The organism is Oscillospiraceae bacterium (genome assembly GCA_025757985.1).
Taxonomy (GTDB): Bacteria; Bacillota; Clostridia; order Oscillospirales; family Ruminococcaceae; genus Gemmiger.
Window position 1 is genome coordinate 1,263,447 of the sequence record CP107210.1, and the last position, 14,683, is coordinate 1,278,129.

At 60.7% G+C, this 14,683-nt stretch carries 13 protein-coding genes; 2 read left to right on the forward strand and 11 right to left on the reverse strand.

Annotated elements, in window-relative coordinates:
- Positions 1 to 151: 151 nt before the first annotated feature.
- Together rpsU and OGM67_06410 are read right to left on the reverse strand one after the other, a co-directional pair.
- Positions 152 to 328, reverse strand: coding sequence for a 30S ribosomal protein S21 (rpsU, locus tag OGM67_06405; GenBank protein ID UYJ35935.1), 177 nt, complete (start codon positions 326 to 328; stop codon positions 152 to 154).
- A 164-nt stretch (positions 329 to 492) separates the two neighbouring features.
- Positions 493 to 1,257: a DUF1624 domain-containing protein gene (locus OGM67_06410; protein UYJ35936.1), complete on the reverse strand. Its 765-nt coding sequence runs from the start codon at positions 1,255 to 1,257 to the stop codon at positions 493 to 495.
- A gap of 111 nt (positions 1,258 to 1,368) precedes the next feature.
- On the opposite strand from OGM67_06410, the gene OGM67_06415 reads away from it, so the two are divergent.
- Together OGM67_06415 and OGM67_06420 are read left to right on the forward strand one after the other, a co-directional pair.
- The gene (locus OGM67_06415; protein UYJ35937.1) at positions 1,369 to 2,193 is read left to right on the forward strand and encodes a Cof-type HAD-IIB family hydrolase; all 825 of its coding nucleotides are present in this window, start codon (positions 1,369 to 1,371) and stop codon (positions 2,191 to 2,193) included.
- A gap of 32 nt (positions 2,194 to 2,225) precedes the next feature.
- Positions 2,226 to 3,446: a 6-phosphofructokinase gene (locus OGM67_06420; protein UYJ35938.1), complete on the forward strand. Its 1,221-nt coding sequence runs from the start codon at positions 2,226 to 2,228 to the stop codon at positions 3,444 to 3,446.
- A 110-nt stretch (positions 3,447 to 3,556) separates the two neighbouring features.
- On the opposite strand, the gene OGM67_06425 is transcribed toward OGM67_06420, so the two are convergent.
- The 9 genes from OGM67_06425 to OGM67_06465 form a co-directional block, all read right to left on the reverse strand.
- Positions 3,557 to 3,832: an HU family DNA-binding protein gene (locus tag OGM67_06425; protein UYJ35939.1), complete on the reverse strand. Its 276-nt coding sequence runs from the start codon at positions 3,830 to 3,832 to the stop codon at positions 3,557 to 3,559.
- Positions 3,833 to 4,133: 301 nt separating this feature from the next.
- Positions 4,134 to 7,373 (reverse strand): carbamoyl-phosphate synthase large subunit, encoded by a 3,240-nt coding sequence (gene carB, locus OGM67_06430; protein ID UYJ35940.1) that lies wholly within the window; start codon positions 7,371 to 7,373, stop codon positions 4,134 to 4,136.
- Positions 7,366 to 8,496, reverse strand: coding sequence for a glutamine-hydrolyzing carbamoyl-phosphate synthase small subunit (gene carA / locus OGM67_06435; protein UYJ35941.1), 1,131 nt, complete (start codon positions 8,494 to 8,496; stop codon positions 7,366 to 7,368). The genes carB and carA overlap by 8 nt, the downstream gene beginning before the upstream one ends.
- Before the next feature lie 131 nt (positions 8,497 to 8,627).
- The gene (gene pyrE, locus OGM67_06440) at positions 8,628 to 9,224 is read right to left on the reverse strand and encodes an orotate phosphoribosyltransferase (GenBank protein UYJ35942.1); all 597 of its coding nucleotides are present in this window, start codon (positions 9,222 to 9,224) and stop codon (positions 8,628 to 8,630) included.
- Positions 9,225 to 9,454: 230 nt separating this feature from the next.
- Entirely contained in the window at positions 9,455 to 10,360 is a 906-nt protein-coding gene (locus OGM67_06445; GenBank protein UYJ35943.1) for a dihydroorotate dehydrogenase, read from the reverse strand.
- The gene (locus OGM67_06450; GenBank protein UYJ35944.1) at positions 10,360 to 11,130 is read right to left on the reverse strand and encodes a dihydroorotate dehydrogenase electron transfer subunit; all 771 of its coding nucleotides are present in this window, start codon (positions 11,128 to 11,130) and stop codon (positions 10,360 to 10,362) included. The genes OGM67_06445 and OGM67_06450 overlap by 1 nt, the downstream gene beginning before the upstream one ends.
- The gene (gene pyrF / locus OGM67_06455; GenBank protein ID UYJ35945.1) at positions 11,111 to 11,974 is read right to left on the reverse strand and encodes an orotidine-5'-phosphate decarboxylase; all 864 of its coding nucleotides are present in this window, start codon (positions 11,972 to 11,974) and stop codon (positions 11,111 to 11,113) included. Before pyrF ends, OGM67_06450 begins: the two co-directional genes overlap by 20 nt.
- A 149-nt stretch (positions 11,975 to 12,123) precedes the next feature.
- Positions 12,124 to 13,314, reverse strand: a complete 1,191-nt coding sequence (locus OGM67_06460; GenBank protein ID UYJ35946.1) for a dihydroorotase — start codon at positions 13,312 to 13,314, stop codon at positions 12,124 to 12,126.
- A 330-nt stretch (positions 13,315 to 13,644) separates the two neighbouring features.
- Complete coding sequence (locus tag OGM67_06465; GenBank protein UYJ35947.1) at positions 13,645 to 14,646, reverse strand: SGNH/GDSL hydrolase family protein; 1,002 nt, start codon at positions 14,644 to 14,646, stop codon at positions 13,645 to 13,647.
- Positions 14,647 to 14,683 lie beyond the last annotated feature (37 nt).

Sequence of the window (14,683 nt, forward strand, 5' to 3'; positions counted from 1 at the left end):
AAGATAGCGGTTGGTTGCGGCGGCATGAGGGCATGCCGCCCTACGATGCAGGGCGGGGTGCCCTCACCCCGCCGCATCGCTGCCGCTGATAAAATAAAAGTGCAGGCCCGCGCATAACGCGAACCTGCACAGTCGTTCGTTGTAAGATACCTTACTTAAACTTGCGCTTGCGGGCAGCCTCGGACTTCTTCTTGCGCTTCACGGAAGGCTTCTCATAAGCCTCGCGCTTGCGGACCTCAGCTAACACGCCGCTGCGAGCAGTGCTGCGCTTAAAACGGCGCAGAGCGCTCTCGAGGGACTCGCCCTCTTTGACACGGATCTCCGACATCTTCTTCCCTCCCTTGACCTGAGACAGGAGTTTGCCGGTCAAATACTATTAACCAGTAAACAAGATTATACTATATTAACACCCCTGCTGTCAACAACAATTTTCGCTAAAATGAAAATTTTATTGTAAATAAACCGTGAATCCCGGTTTGCAGGGCTTTTGGGTCACAGCCGGCCCGCCACAGCGTGGCCGACCCAGAGCAGGCCGTACAGCACCGGCTGGTGCAGCATGTACACCGGCAGCGTGTTGCGCCCGATGGCGCACAGCGGCTGCAGGGCGGCAGGGGGCTCTCCCCTGCCCGGATGCCAGAGCCGCGCCAGAAACACCCCGCACCAGAACAGAAACACCCACGGCAGCAGCGGAAAGTAATCGGCGGAGGAGAACCGCGTCAGGTCAGGCAGGCCGAGCCAGAACAGGTTGGCCTTGTACAGCCCCGCAGGCAGGGCACAGAGCCGCAGACCCTCAAACCCGATAAATCCCTGCGGCAGCTGATTCGTGAGCGCAAACAGCGCCGCAGACGCCGCCAGACCCGCTTTGGCAGGGATGCGCTGCAGCAGCGGGCGAACAAGGCAGGTCAGCAGCACGGCAGCCGCATTCAGATGCAGCACACCGAACCAGATACTCTCCGACGGCAGAAACAGGACGGTTGCCGCGGTCAGCAGTGCAGCACACGCTGCCACAAGCAGCCCATTGCGGACGGGGCGGCGGGCCAGCGGCAGGCTGAACCCGGAAAGCAGAATAAAGCTCCAGCAGATGTACTGCTGCCAAAGATGGCAGCCCGGCGACCAGATGTCGTACCAGCTGCTCGCGTGGGCGAAGACATACACCCAGTCGTACATCGCGTGGTAGGCCAGCATATTCAGCAGCGCCAGCCCCCGCAGTGCGTCCGGCAGCCACATCCGCCCCGTTTTTGTGTGAAGTACAGGCAAATTTACGCCCTCTTTCCCAAAGAATTACCAAGTTTATTCTAACACAATGCCGTGCGGCTTGCAATCATGGCGATTTTGCGGTACAATAAGCCGGTATAAGGAGTGAAGAAAATGCAGGATATCCGCCTTGTGGCATTGGATCTGGACGGTACGGTTTTTAACGATAAAAAGGAGATCACCCCCCGCACACTGGCGGCGATCCGCAACGCCGTGGCGCGCGGTGTGGCGGTGCTGCCCGCCACGGGGCGCACGGCCAGCGGCATCCCGGCAGCATTCACCTCGATCCCCGGTGTACGGTATGCGCTGACCTCCAACGGCGCCAGCGTCGTTGACCTGACAACGGGCGAACAACTGGTGAACCAGCCGTTCGGGACCGAGCAGGCATTGAAAATTTACGATCTTCTTGAGCAGGGCGGCGGCATGATGAGCATTTTCATCGGCGGCAAAAGCTACACGACCCGCGAAAACGCTGCGCATCACATGGATGTGGTGCCCGAAAATCTTCGGGAATATTTCCGCACGACCCGCGTGGAGGTCGAGGACATGCCGGCAACCCTGCAGGCGCATGCCCACGAGATCGAGAAATACAGCATGCTCTACCACAATGAGGCCGAGCGCGATGCTGCCTGGCGTGCGGTACAGCAGGCCTGCCCCGGCATGGAGCTGACCTCCAGCCTGCCCGGCAACATGGAGATCAACGCCCCCGGTGTGACGAAGGGCAGCGGCCTGCTGGCGCTGGCGGCGCATCTGGGTCTGCGCCGGGAGCAGACGATGGCCGTGGGTGACTCCGGCAACGACCGCGCCATGATCGAGGCGGCCGGGCTGGGGGTGGCCATGGGCAACGCGACCGATGACATTAAGGAAATTGCCGATGCAACGACCGATGATAACAACCATGACGGCGTGGCAAAGGCAATAGAAAAATACGTTCTGTAATATTCAAATAAAATATAACGAGAGGTACAGTTATGAAGAATGTTCTGGTAGGCCAGTCGGGCGGCCCGACCGCCGTCATCAACTCCAGTCTGGCGGGCGTCTATGAGACAGCCAAGGCCTGCGGCGCACCCCATGTCTACGGTATGCAGTACGGCATCGAGGGTCTGCTGGAGGAAAAGCTGGTGGATCTGGATGACGTGCTGAGTGACAAGATGGATATTGAGCTGCTCAAGCGCACGCCGTCCAGCTTTTTGGGCAGCTGCCGCCACAAGCTGCCGGATCCCACCGTGGACGAGGCACCGTTCCTGCGGCTGTTTGAGCTGTTTGCCAAGTATGACATCGGCGCGGTGTTCTATATCGGCGGCAACGACTCGATGGACACCATCTCCAAGCTGAGCGCCTACGGCAAGACCGTCAACAGCGAGATCCGCTTCATTGGTGTGCCCAAGACCATCGACAACGACCTGATGCTGACCGACCACACCCCCGGCTACGGCAGCGCAGCCAAGTATATTGCCACGATCCTCAAGGAGGTCATCTGCGATTCCAGCGTGTACGACCTGCGCAGCGTGACGGTGGCCGAGATCATGGGCCGCCACACCGGCTGGCTGGCCGCAGCGGCCAGTCTGGCCGCCGGTCCCGATTGCAACGGCCCCGACCTGATCCTGCTGCCGGAGCGCCCCTTTGATGAGGAGGCCTTCCTCAAGCGGGTTGCAGAGCTGGAGAAGGAACGCCACAATGTTATCATCGCCGTCAGCGAGGGCGTCAAGAACAAGGACGGCGTGTTCCTCTGCGATCTTGTCTCCACAGCCGGGCAGCTTGATGCCTTCGGCCATAAGGCAATCCTGAGCGGTACCAGCCGTTATCTGGCGGATTTGATCCGGGTGCGTCTGGGCTGCAAGACCCGCGCAATCGAATTCTCCACCCTGCAGCGCTGCGCCAGCCATCTGGCAAGCCGCACCGACATCACCGAGGCCTATCAGGTCGGCGGTGCTGCGGTCGAGGCCGCCGTGCGCGGTGAGACCGCAAAGATGGCCGCCATCAAGCGCAAGAGTGACCAGCCCTACCGCGCGGAGACCGAGATGGTCGATGTGACGAAGGTCGCCAACTTTGAGAAGAAGGTCCCGCTGGACTGGATCACCGAGGACGGCATGCATGTCAATGAGAACTTTGAGCGCTATGCCCGCCCGCTCATTCAGGCGGAGCTGACGCCCATCTATATCAACGGCGTGCCGCGGCATATCCATCTGTAAAAAAAGAGAACGGAGCATCGCAAAAAGCGATGCTCCGTTTTTTTGATGCCTATAATAAAACGGACCCGCCGTTATGCGGGTCCGCAAAAGCTGTATGAATCCTGACGAGATCAGCCGGAGACCTTCTCCTTCAGGCGGCCGCTGGCCTTGAAGCCGGGGATCGCGGTGGGCTCCAGCTTGCTGGTGACCTTGGTCTTGGGGTTGGTGAAGTTCTTGGTCTGGCGCTCACGCATTTCAAAACGGCCGAAGCCTGCGATCGTGACCTTGTCGCCGCTCTTGAGCACATCGCCAATGGTCCCGAAGATGCCGTCCATAACCTTCTCCACCTCGGCGCTGGTCATGTTGGTGTCGTTGGCTACCTTGGTAATCAACTGAGATCTCGTCATGATATTTCTAACTCCTATCCTTATAGGCACACAATGCCCGTTGTTATTACGATGTTTATTATAGAGAAAATTGTGCGCAGAATCAAGAGTTTTTGAGGAAAAAAGTGTTTTTCGTCAAAAACTCTAAAATTTCGCAGTGCGGACTATCAAAAAGTGGCATTTGGCAAAAAATGCACGCACCATGTAAAAATATCCAAAAGGCAGGCAGCGCGCATCGGGGATGTCACGGGCTATTGCCGGCGCCGCCTTTAGCCAAAAAACGCCTGCACCCTTTTACAGGCACAGGCGTTTGCGTCAGCAGTTATTTACCGCTTGCAGCCTCGCGGTGCAGGTGAGCAATATCCACCAGCTCCATCTGGCTGATGTCGTGGTCGCCGCGCAGGGCGTCGACGAGGACGCGGGCGGTGTCCATGGCCGTGATGGTCGGGATGGACAGCTCCGTAGCCTTGCGGCGGAACTTGACGGAGTCGCGGTGCGGGTCACGGCCGTGGGGGCTGGTGGAGATGATGTAATCCACCAATCCGCTTTCCAGCAGGTCAATGACATTCGGGCGTGCGCCGCTCATCTGGCGGACAACGCTGCAGGGCACCATCTCGCTGTTCAGGTAGCGGGCCGTGCCGGGGGTGCCGTAGATCTTGTAGCCGTAGTCGTGCAGCTTCCACGCCAGCTCGGCGGCCTCCGCCTTGTCGCTGTCCTTGACCGAGATGATCACGCAGGAGCCGGGGCCGGGGGTCTTGAACTGGTAGCCGGCGGCGACCAGACCCTTCATCATGGCCTCATGGAAGGTCGGGGCAATGCCCAGAACCTCGCCGGTGGACTTCATCTCAGGGCCGAGCATCGTGTCAACGCCGTGCAGCTTCAGGAAGCTGTAGACGGGCACCTTGACGGCGTAGTAGGGGCTCTTGCCATCGCGCCACAGGCCGGTGCCGTAGCCCATATCCTTGAGCTTTTCGCCCAGCGTGCAGCGCACGGCCAGATCGACCATCGGCACACCGGTGACCTTGGAGATATAGGGCACGGTACGGGAGGAACGGGGGTTGACCTCGATGACATAGACGCGGTCGTTCTGCACGGCATACTGCACATTGACCAGACCCACGACCTTCAGCTCGCGGGCAAAGCGGCCGGTGTAATCGACCAGTGTGTCAATGACCTTCTGGCTGAAGGTCGTGGGCGGGTAGACACAGATGGAGTCGCCGGAGTGAACGCCGGTACGCTCGACCTGCTGCATGATGCCGGGCACCAGATAATCGGTACCATCGCAGATGGCATCGACCTCGCACTCGGTGCCGAGGATGTACTTGTCCATCAGCACGGGGTGGCTCATGTCAACATGCTTCGTGATGACGCCCATGTACTCGATGACATCGCTGGAGTTGTAGGCCACGATCATGTTCTGGCCGCCCAGAACATAGGACGGACGCATCAGGACCGGGTAGCCGACCTCCTGCGCCGCCTGCAAAGCCTCGTCCAGCGTAAAGACAGTGCGGCCCTCCGGGCGGGGGATGCCGCAGCGCTCGAGCAGCTCGTCAAAGCGCTCGCGATCCTCGGCCTCGTCGATGGCATCGGCAGGGGTGCCGAGAATCGGCAGGCCGATCTCGTCCATGTGCTTGGCCAGCTTGATAGCAGTCTGGCCGCCGAACTGGACAAGGCAGCCGTCCGGCTTCTCGGTCTCGATGATGTGGTCAACACTCTCGGGGTTCAGCGGGTCGAAATACAGGCGGTCGCCGGTGTCGAAGTCGGTGGAGACCGTCTCCGGGTTGTTGTTGACAAGGATGGCCTCGCAGCCGTGCTGCTTGAGCGTCCAGACAGCGTGGACGGAGCAGTAGTCGAACTCAATGCCCTGACCGATGCGGATGGGGCCGGAGCCAAAGACAAGGACTTTCTTTTTGTCGGGGTCGCTGCGCTCGGCAATGAACTGCGCGGCCTCGTTGTCCTCATCGTAGGTGGAGTAGAAATACGGCGTCTTGGCGGCAAATTCTGCGGCGCAGGTATCGACCATCTTAAAGGCGGCCTTCGGGGCCTCGGGCAGGGTGTCCACGCCCGCCAGACGGCGGATGGTCTTGTCAAGGAAGCCGAAGCGCTTGGCGTTCAGGTACTTCTCGGTCGTCAGCTCACCGTTCTTCAGCCCCATCTCGATGTCGGCCAGATGCTGCAGCTTGTCAAGGAACCACCAGTCGATCTTGGTGATGTCATAGATGGTCTGGTGCGGCACGCCGCGCTTGAGGGCCTCGTAGACGCAGAAGGCGCGCTCGGAATCCTGCACATGCAGATGCTCGATGACTTCCTCGTTGGTCAGCTTCTCAAAGTCGGGCAGCGTCATCGTGTCCAGACCCAACTCGGTGGAGGAAACGGCCTTCATCATGGCATGCTCAAAGTTGTTGCCGATGGCCATGACCTCGCCGGTGGCCATCATCTGGGTGCCGAGGGATTTGTCCGCGTAGACGAACTTGTCAAACGGCCACTTCGGGTACTTGACGACCACATAGTCGAGCGCAGGCTCAAAGCAGGCGCAGGTCTCGCCGGTGACATCGTTGGTGATCTCATCGAGGGTGTAGCCCAGCGCGATCTTGGTCGCAACCTTGGCGATGGGGTAGCCGGTGGCCTTGGAGGCCAGCGCGGAGGAGCGGGACACGCGGGGGTTGACCTCGATGACCGCATACTCAAAGCTGTCAGGCTTCAGCGCAAACTGGCAGTTGCAGCCGCCCTCGATGCCCAGTTCGGTGATGATGTCCAGCGCGGCGGTGCGCAGCATCTGGTACTCCTTGTCGGAGAGGGTCTGGCTGGGTGCCACAACGATGGAGTCACCGGTATGGATGCCGACAGGGTCAAGGTTCTCCATGTTGCAGACCGTGATGACGTTGCCCTTGGAGTCGCGCATGACCTCGTACTCGATCTCCTTCCAGCCGGAGATGCACTTTTCAACGAGGATCTGGTGGATGGGAGACAGGCGCAGACCGTTCGTGGCAATTTCGTGCAGCTTCTCGCGGTCCTCGCAGATGCCGCCGCCGGTGCCGCCCATCGTGAAGGCGGGGCGCACGATGACGGGATAGCCGATGACCTCGGCAAAATCCAGCGCGTCGTCCAGATCTTCCACAACCTTCGAGGGGATGATGGGCTGGTGCAGCTTCTCCATCGTGTCCTTGAACAGCTGGCGATCCTCGGCACGGTCGATCGTGTCAGGCTTGCAGGCCAGCAGGCGGACGCCGCTGCGGTCGAGGAAACCGCTGCGGGCCAGCTCCATCGAGAGGTTCAGGCCCATCTGGCCGCCGAGGTTCGGCAGGATGGCGTCGGGCTTTTCCTTCTCGATGATGCGCTCAATGACCTCGGCGGTCAGCGGCTCGATGTAGACATGATCGGCGATGTCAGGGTCGGTCATGATGGTGGCGGGGTTGGAGTTGACGAGGATCGTCTCGACGCCCTCCGATTTCAGCGCACGGCAGGCCTGGGTACCGGAGTAGTCGAACTCCGCCGCCTGACCGATGATGATGGGGCCGGAACCGATGACCAGTACCTTTTTGATACGCGGGTCTTTAGGCATTGTCGATCACTCCTTTCGCAGCCAGCATACGGCTGACAAACTCATCAAACAGAAATTCGGTGTCCTTGGGGCCGCCGTTGGCCTCGGGGTGGAACTGCACCGTAAAGCAGTTCCAGCGGAAGTAGTCAACGCCCTCGCAGGTGCCGTCGTTGGCATTGAAGTAGCTCATCTTGCCCACTTCCGCGGGCAGGGTCTCAGCCTCGACCGCATAGCCGTGGTTCTGGCTGGTGATGAAGGTGCGGCCCTTGCCGACATGGCTGACGGGCTGGTTGGCGCCGCGATGGCCGTACTTGAGCTTGCAGGTCTTGGCACCGGCTGCCAGTGCAGTCAGCTGGTGCCCTAAGCAGATGCCGAAGGTCGGGATGCCGGTGTCGAGCATCTCACGGATGTTGGCGATGATCTCGACATTTTCGGCCGGGTCGCCGGGGCCGTTGGAGAGCATCAGGCCGTCGGGATTCAGCGCGGCCAGCTGGGCGGCGGTGGCGGTGCCGGGCAGAACGGTCACGCGGCAGCCGCGCTTCTGCAGGCAGCGCACGATGTTGTTCTTGCAGCCCAGATCAAGCAGGGCAACATGCAGCGGGGTGTCGCCGCAGGCACCGGCCGCGGTCGGCTCATAGGTCTTGGCCTCGCTGCAGGTGACGGCCTTGACGGCGTTGACGACAGCGTAGGCGGCGATCTCAGGCAGCAGCGCCGCCTTCTTCTCCGGCTCGGCATCGGGGTCGAACTCAGTCGTGATGGCACCGTTCATGACGCCGCTCTCGCGCAGGGTGCGGGTCAGGCTTCGGGTGTCGATGCCCTCAATGCCGATGATGCCGTTCTTTTTCAGGAAGGAATCCAGCGTTTCCTCACTGCGGAAGTTGGAGGGCTTTTTGCATGCCTCGCGCACGATATAGCCCTTGGCCCAGATCTTGCCGCTCTCGACATCCTCGCTGTTCATGCCGTAGTTGCCGATCAGGGGGTAGGTCTGGGTGATGATCTGGCCGTAGTAGCTGGGGTCGGTCAGCGTTTCCTCAAAGCCGACCATACCGGTGGCGAAAACGACCTCACCGATGGTTGTGCCGGGGCAGCCCACGCTGACACCGCGGAAAACCCGGCCGTTTGCCAATATCAGATATGCCTGCATAATTATCTCCTAGTATAAATAAGAAATAAGAAATAATAAATAATGTGGGGGTTTCTTAAGCGGAGCGCAGCGACGCAGTCTGCCAAATTTATTATTTATTATTTATTCTTTATTATTTGCACAAGCAACGCTTACAGGGTTTGCTTGGCGGCCTCCTTCATCTTGCGGCTGCCCAGATGCACCAGAGGCAGCTTGCCCTCCTTGCAGATGGGGCACTCCTCGGGGGCGTAGTTGGGCAGGTCCAGCTTGAGGGCGCTGGCCACGATGGGGATCGGGGACGGAGCCTCGGCGCGGGTGCGGTCCACAACGCAGGCAATGCCTACGCAGACACCGCCGGCCTCCTCGATGACGCGCTTGGTCTCAAGGCTGGAAATGCCGGTGGTGACAACATCCTCGGCAATGATGCAGCGCTCACCGGGGTTGAGCTTGAAGCGCTTGAGGGTCATAACATTGTCCACGCGCTCGGTGAAGATGGCGCGCTTGCCCATCTGGCGGCCCAGCTCGTAGGCATAGACGATGCCGCCCATGGCGGGGCCGACTACGACGTCAATGTTCAGTTCCTTGAGCTTCTCGGCAACCGGGGCCATGACCTCGGCGCACTTGTCGGGGTACTGCTGCAGAAAGGCCATCTGGCAGTAAGCGCCGGAGTGACGGCCGGAGGACAGCAGGAAGTGACCCTCCAAAAATGCTTCACATTCCTTCAAAACTTCAAGTGCTTCGCGTGCCATAGTATGTTCCTCCTGTATATAATTTGTATAATCATAGCATATTTCGTATAAAACTGCAAGGTGTATGAATAAATTGTCTTGGCAAGGGCTTCCCCTTAGGGGGAAGCTGTCGGCGGCTCTGACCGCCGACTGATGAGGGGCGGCTTTGCCGTTGCTGCCCGTGAAGGGGCGGCGGTGCAAGCATGCCCCTCATCCGGCCTTCGGCCACCTTCCCCCTAGGGGGAAGGCTTTTATCTTGCGCAGCCGCGGATCTCGTCCAGCGTTTTGACGCCGTGGGCATCCATCCATGCACCGATCTCGGCGGTGATGCGGGTGCAGGCCTTCGGGTCAAGGAAGTTCGCAGTGCCAACCTGTACTGCCGTCGCACCGGCCATGATGAACTCCAGCGCGTCACGGCCGGTCAGGATACCGCCCAGACCCACGACCGGGATGCTGACGGCACCCACGGCCTGCCAGACCATCCGCAGGGCGATGGGCCGCACGGCGGGGCCGGACAGGCCCGCGAAGGTGTTGTTGAATACCGGGCGGCGCTTTTCCAGATCGATTGCGCACGCTTGGAAGGTGTTGCACAGGCTGATGGCGTCCGCACCGGCGGCCTCGACCGCCTTGCACATCTCCGGGATGCTCTCGGCCTGAGGGCTCAGCTTGACGATGAGCGGCACCGTGCAGACCTTGCGCACAGCGGAGACAACCTCGCTGGCGTCCTGCACGCGGATGCCGAACGCAAGGCCGCCCTGTTTGACATTGGGGCAGCTGATGTTCAGCTCAATGAAGTCCACGCCGGCGGCGCAGAGCATAGCCACGCCCTCGATATTTTCCTCGATAGTGTGGCCGCCGAGGTTGGCCCAGACGGTCGTGCCGCACTGGCGCATGGCGGGCAGCTCATGGTCGATGAAATGCTGTACGCCGGGGTTCTGCAGGCCGATGGAGTTCATCAGGCCGGAGGGGGTCTCGTACAGGCGCTCACCCTCGTTGCCGGGCTGGCCGTTCAGGGTCAGACCCTTGCCGGAGATGCCGCCGAGCAGCCGCAGATCCTCGATGCCCGCATACTCAGGGCCGAAGCCGAAGGTGCCGGACGCAGCCACAACCGGCCCGGCCAGCTGCTTGCCGAGAAAATCAACATGTAGGTCTGCCATCAGTCAAACACCTCCTGTGCGTTAAAGACCGGACCATCCTTGCAGACGGTCACGGGGCCGATCTTGGTGTGGCAGGTGCAGCCGAGGCAGGCACCCAGACCGCAGGCCATCTTCTTTTCCAGACTGGCGAGGCAGGGTACGCCGGCAGCGGCGCAGAGCTTTGCCACACCGCGCATCATGACCATCGGGCCGCAGGTCAGCACAATGTCGTAGTGCGTGACATCCAGCAGGTCTGTCACAAGGCCGTGATGCCCCTCACTGCCGGAATCGGTAGCCAGATGGATGCTGTGGCACCAAGGCACAAAGCTCTCCATGCCGTAGGAGGCATCGCGGAAGCCGACATAGAGGTCGGGGCGCACACCGGCGCGGCAAAGCTCCTTGCAGAGCAGCAGCAGCGGTGCCGTGCCGATGCCGCCGCCGACAACGGCGATGCGCTTGTGGGCAGACGCCAGCGCGGCGGTGTCAAAGCCGTTGCCGCAGGGGCCGGTCACTGTCAGTGTGTCCCCTGCCGCCAGCGCGGCCAGCTTCCGGGTGCCCTCGCCCTTGACCTGATACAGGAAGGTCAGCGCACCGGTCTGGTTGTCAAAGTCATCCACGCTGATGGGGCGGGACAGAATCGGTGTGGCATCGGCTGCCCAGGCGCGCAGCATGTAGAACTGCCCCGCGTGGGGCTCACGGCTGGGATCCTGCCACTGGACCGTCAGGCGCATGATGTCGGCTGCGACAGTCTCCTGCCGCAGGACCTTCAAATCACAGCTTGTTGCATTCACCCTGAATATCCTCCCGCATACGCACACATTCGTTGTAGGCGGCCTCGTCAAAGGCAACGCCGGGCTGCTTCTTGTAGGCCAGCAGGATGCCGCGGCTGGAGTTGACCACGCCGCCGTTGCCCTTGGTCAGGTACTGGGCAATGTCGGCTGCCTTGCCGCCCTGTGCGCCGTAGCCGGGAATCAGGAAGAAGGTGTCCTTGTAGGCTGCGCGGATGGCGGTGGCTTCCTCGGTATGGGTACCGCCGATGACGAGACCGATGCTGGAGTAGCCGTGCTCGCCCATGTAGTCCTTGCCGAGGGCAGTCAGGCTGTCGCCGACGAGGTCATAAACATGGCGGCCGTCATCGAGCTTTTTGTACTCAAAGTCCTTCGCGCCGGGGTTGGAGGTGCGGCACAGGACAAAGACGCCCTTGCCCTGCTCGGCGCAGTACGGCAGATAGGGGCTGATCGAGTCAAGGCCCATATAGGGGGCCAGCGTGATGATGTCGGCCTCAAAGTCGCCGGTAAAGTGTGCCTTGGCGTACATCTCGGCGGTCTTGGCAATGTCGCCGCGCTTGATGTCGGCAATGACCGGCAGGCCGGTGGCGCGTGCAAGCTTCAGTGTCTCGGCGTAGGCGCGCATGCCGTCCAGACCGAGGGATTCATAGTAGGCGATCTGCACCTTGTAGCAGCCGGCCACGCCCTTGGTGGCGTTGATCAGGGCACGGTTGAATGCGACGACATTCTCTCCCGCTGTCTTGGCGGTGTCGGTCGTGGGCAGGTAGCTGATCTCGGTATCCAGACCCACGCAGACAGGGCCGTTCGCGGCAACGCTCTCGTACAGTTTGTCCATGTTGGTAAGCATGCTGATTCCTCCGTTTTGGTTTGCCTTCTTATATGATGTGGAATCCGTAGGGGCGGATTCTATATCCGCCCGCGGCGTCGTGCCAGCGGCAGCCTTGCACGGGCGCATATGGAATGCGCCCCTACGGGTGTTTTACACGTAAAGCGGTATTATTCTTCGATCTGGAACGTAACCTTCCCGCCCTTGATCGTTGTCACGATCTTGCCGTAGAGCAGCGCACCATCATAAGGGCAGTTCTTGCTCTTGCTGTGTAGCTCATCGGCCTTGACCTCATACATATGGTCAAGATCCGCCAGCACGACATCGGCATCATAGCCCGGCTCCAGCATGCCCTTGCGGTCGGCCAGTCCCAGCACGGCGGCGGGGCCGGCGCTCATCAGGAAGCTGAGCAGCTCAAGCGGCAGGCGCTGCTCGCGGCAGAGCTTGGTGTAGCAGACGCCGAAGGCAGTCTCAAGGCCCACCATGCCGGCGGCGCCCTTCTCCTTTTCCTCGGCGGTGTGGGGGGCGTGGTCGGTGCCGATGCAGGTCACGGTGCCGTCCTTGATGGCCTCAATGAGGGCGGTCACATCCTCCGCCTTGCGGATGGGCGGGTTGACCTTGTACTGCAGGCGGCTGTCATCAAACCAGAGGTGATGGGGGGTCACCTCGCAGCTGACACGCGCACCGCGCAGGCGGCTCATCCGGATGGCGTCCACGGACTCCTTGGTGGAAACATGGCACATGTGCAGCCGGGTGCCGTAGTATTCGGCCAGATGGCAGTTGCGCACGGTCTCAATGTTTTCCGCCAGACGGTAGTCCCACGGGCTGATCTCGCGGTCCTCGGCGTGGGACATGATGGTCAGGCCGCGCTCGGTGGCGATGGCGAACGCCCGCGCCATGACGGCGTTGTTCATGACGCCGTTGCCGTCCTCGGTGATGAATTTGACATCCTCGGGCAGCGTCATCAGGTGGTCGAGCGTTTTGCCGTCAAAGTCCTTCGTGATCGAGACGGTCTGGTTGGCATCGCACAGCCCTACGCGGGCGGCCTCCGCCTCAACGGCGTGGGCGATTTCGGCGCTGGAGCAGACCGGCTTTGTGTTGGGCATCAGGTTCACAAAGGTATACCCGCCGGCAGCGGCTGCGGCAGAGCCGGTGGAAATATCCTCCTTGTACTCAAAGCCGGGGGTGCGCCAATGGCAGTGTGTGTCGAGGAAGGCGGGCAGGATCGTGCGGCCCTTGGCATCGAGCAGCTCCTCCCCCTCCGGGACAAGCAGGCCCAGACCGACAGCGGCGATTTTTCCGTCGCGCAGCCAGACCTCGATCGGCTTGCCTGCACAGTCCCTTGCGTTGCGGATCAGCATAGTGGGAACCTCCTGAGATATACTCTACCAGATTTGCGGCACGCCCCTGCGGGCGCGCTTTTGGGCAAAAAAAAACTTTTCCCAGACGGGAAAAGTCAAAAAGAAGCACCGGTTTTGAAAACGGGAAAAAACACGGCACTGTGAATTTTGAAGCAAGAAACAAACTGCATCATCATTGCGGCACACTCCTTCCCCGAATTCTTACATGGATTTTACTTAATTGTACCATGTAGGGACGGCAGTGTCAATGCAAACGCCCGGATTGCGAAAGTAAGGATTTTATGGATTTTTACGCCGAGTTTTGTACAAAATGATAAACGCCCAAAAAACTCACCGCGCCGTGCGGTTGGCAAGCGTTTCCGCCATGATGCGGCTCCAGCGTGCGGCAATCTGCTCCTGCCCGCGGGCATCGGGGTGGGTGCCGTCTGCCGAGATAAGGGTCTCATCGTCCAGCAGCTGCAGGCCATCGGTAAAGATGAGCCGCTCGGCGGCATAGCGCCGCACGATCCGGCGCATCTTGTCGGTGCGGTCGGTGTCCTCATCCAGATAGCCGAAGAACGAGGTGGCGAACACCGGCCGCGGATCGCGGGCCAGCACGGCGGTAAAGCGGTCGATCCGCTCCTCAAACACCTCGAGCGGGAACTCTTTCACCCGCTCGGTGGTGTTGATGCCCATTTCCACCGAGGCAAAGTCCCAATCTCTGCGCGATACGAGGTAGTTTGCCATCTCCTCCTCCATCAGAGCGTTGCCGGCAAAGCCGAGGTTGAGATAATCGACCCCAAGCGCCTGCGCATTGCGGAACACATAGCAATCCGGCTGGATCAGCGAGAGGCTGCCGTGCGTGATGGACGAGCCGTAGGCCAGATAGGTTTTCTGCGGCAGCTGGTCGGCGGCGGGCAGGGCGGTCCGGCCCTCGACCCCTGCGAAGATCACCGGCACATAGGGCAGCACGACCCGCACGACCTCGGGCGCAAAGGCAAGTTGCTTTTCCGCCGTGATGCGGCGCAGCGTGGCGAGCTTGGCCGGGTATTCGATGTGGATGCGGGTCACATCCGCGCCGATGTTTTTGGAGGAGTACTCCCACCCGCCCTGAAATGAGCCGAAGAAGATGTGGGCGGTGGCGGCCTCGGCCTGGGGGATGGTTTTCAGCAGCAGATCGACTGCGCCGTCCGGCATCGTGAAGCGCAGCTCAATGCCGGTGGCAAAGCAGTTTTCCTGCACACCGGGGCTGATGCGGGCGCGCGCTGCGGCACCGATGCGGCGGAGCAGCCAGCCGCCCTCGACCGGTTCCAGCTCCTCGACATTATGAAAGCGGATGTTCTGATGATCCATGACCATGCAGCCTCTTTTCCTTTATGATACCATCAGT

What these genes read in the sequence shown, in the direction of transcription:
- rpsU (UYJ35935.1), bottom strand. Translation starts at nt 328, where the DNA reads ATGTCGGAGATCCGTGTCAAAGAGGGCGAGTCCCTCGAGAGCGCTCTG.
- OGM67_06415 (UYJ35937.1), top strand. Translation starts at nt 1,369, where the DNA reads ATGCAGGATATCCGCCTTGTGGCATTGGATCTGGACGGTACGGTTTTT.
- OGM67_06420 (UYJ35938.1), top strand. Translation starts at nt 2,226, where the DNA reads ATGAAGAATGTTCTGGTAGGCCAGTCGGGCGGCCCGACCGCCGTCATC.
- OGM67_06425 (UYJ35939.1), bottom strand. Translation starts at nt 3,832, where the DNA reads ATGACGAGATCTCAGTTGATTACCAAGGTAGCCAACGACACCAACATG.
- carB (UYJ35940.1), bottom strand. Translation starts at nt 7,373, where the DNA reads ATGCCTAAAGACCCGCGTATCAAAAAGGTACTGGTCATCGGTTCCGGC.
- carA (UYJ35941.1), bottom strand. Translation starts at nt 8,496, where the DNA reads ATGCAGGCATATCTGATATTGGCAAACGGCCGGGTTTTCCGCGGTGTC.
- pyrE (UYJ35942.1), bottom strand. Translation starts at nt 9,224, where the DNA reads ATGGCACGCGAAGCACTTGAAGTTTTGAAGGAATGTGAAGCATTTTTG.
- OGM67_06445 (UYJ35943.1), bottom strand. Translation starts at nt 10,360, where the DNA reads ATGGCAGACCTACATGTTGATTTTCTCGGCAAGCAGCTGGCCGGGCCG.
- pyrF (UYJ35945.1), bottom strand. Translation starts at nt 11,974, where the DNA reads ATGCTTACCAACATGGACAAACTGTACGAGAGCGTTGCCGCGAACGGC.
- OGM67_06460 (UYJ35946.1), bottom strand. Translation starts at nt 13,314, where the DNA reads ATGCTGATCCGCAACGCAAGGGACTGTGCAGGCAAGCCGATCGAGGTC.
- OGM67_06465 (UYJ35947.1), bottom strand. Translation starts at nt 14,646, where the DNA reads ATGGATCATCAGAACATCCGCTTTCATAATGTCGAGGAGCTGGAACCG.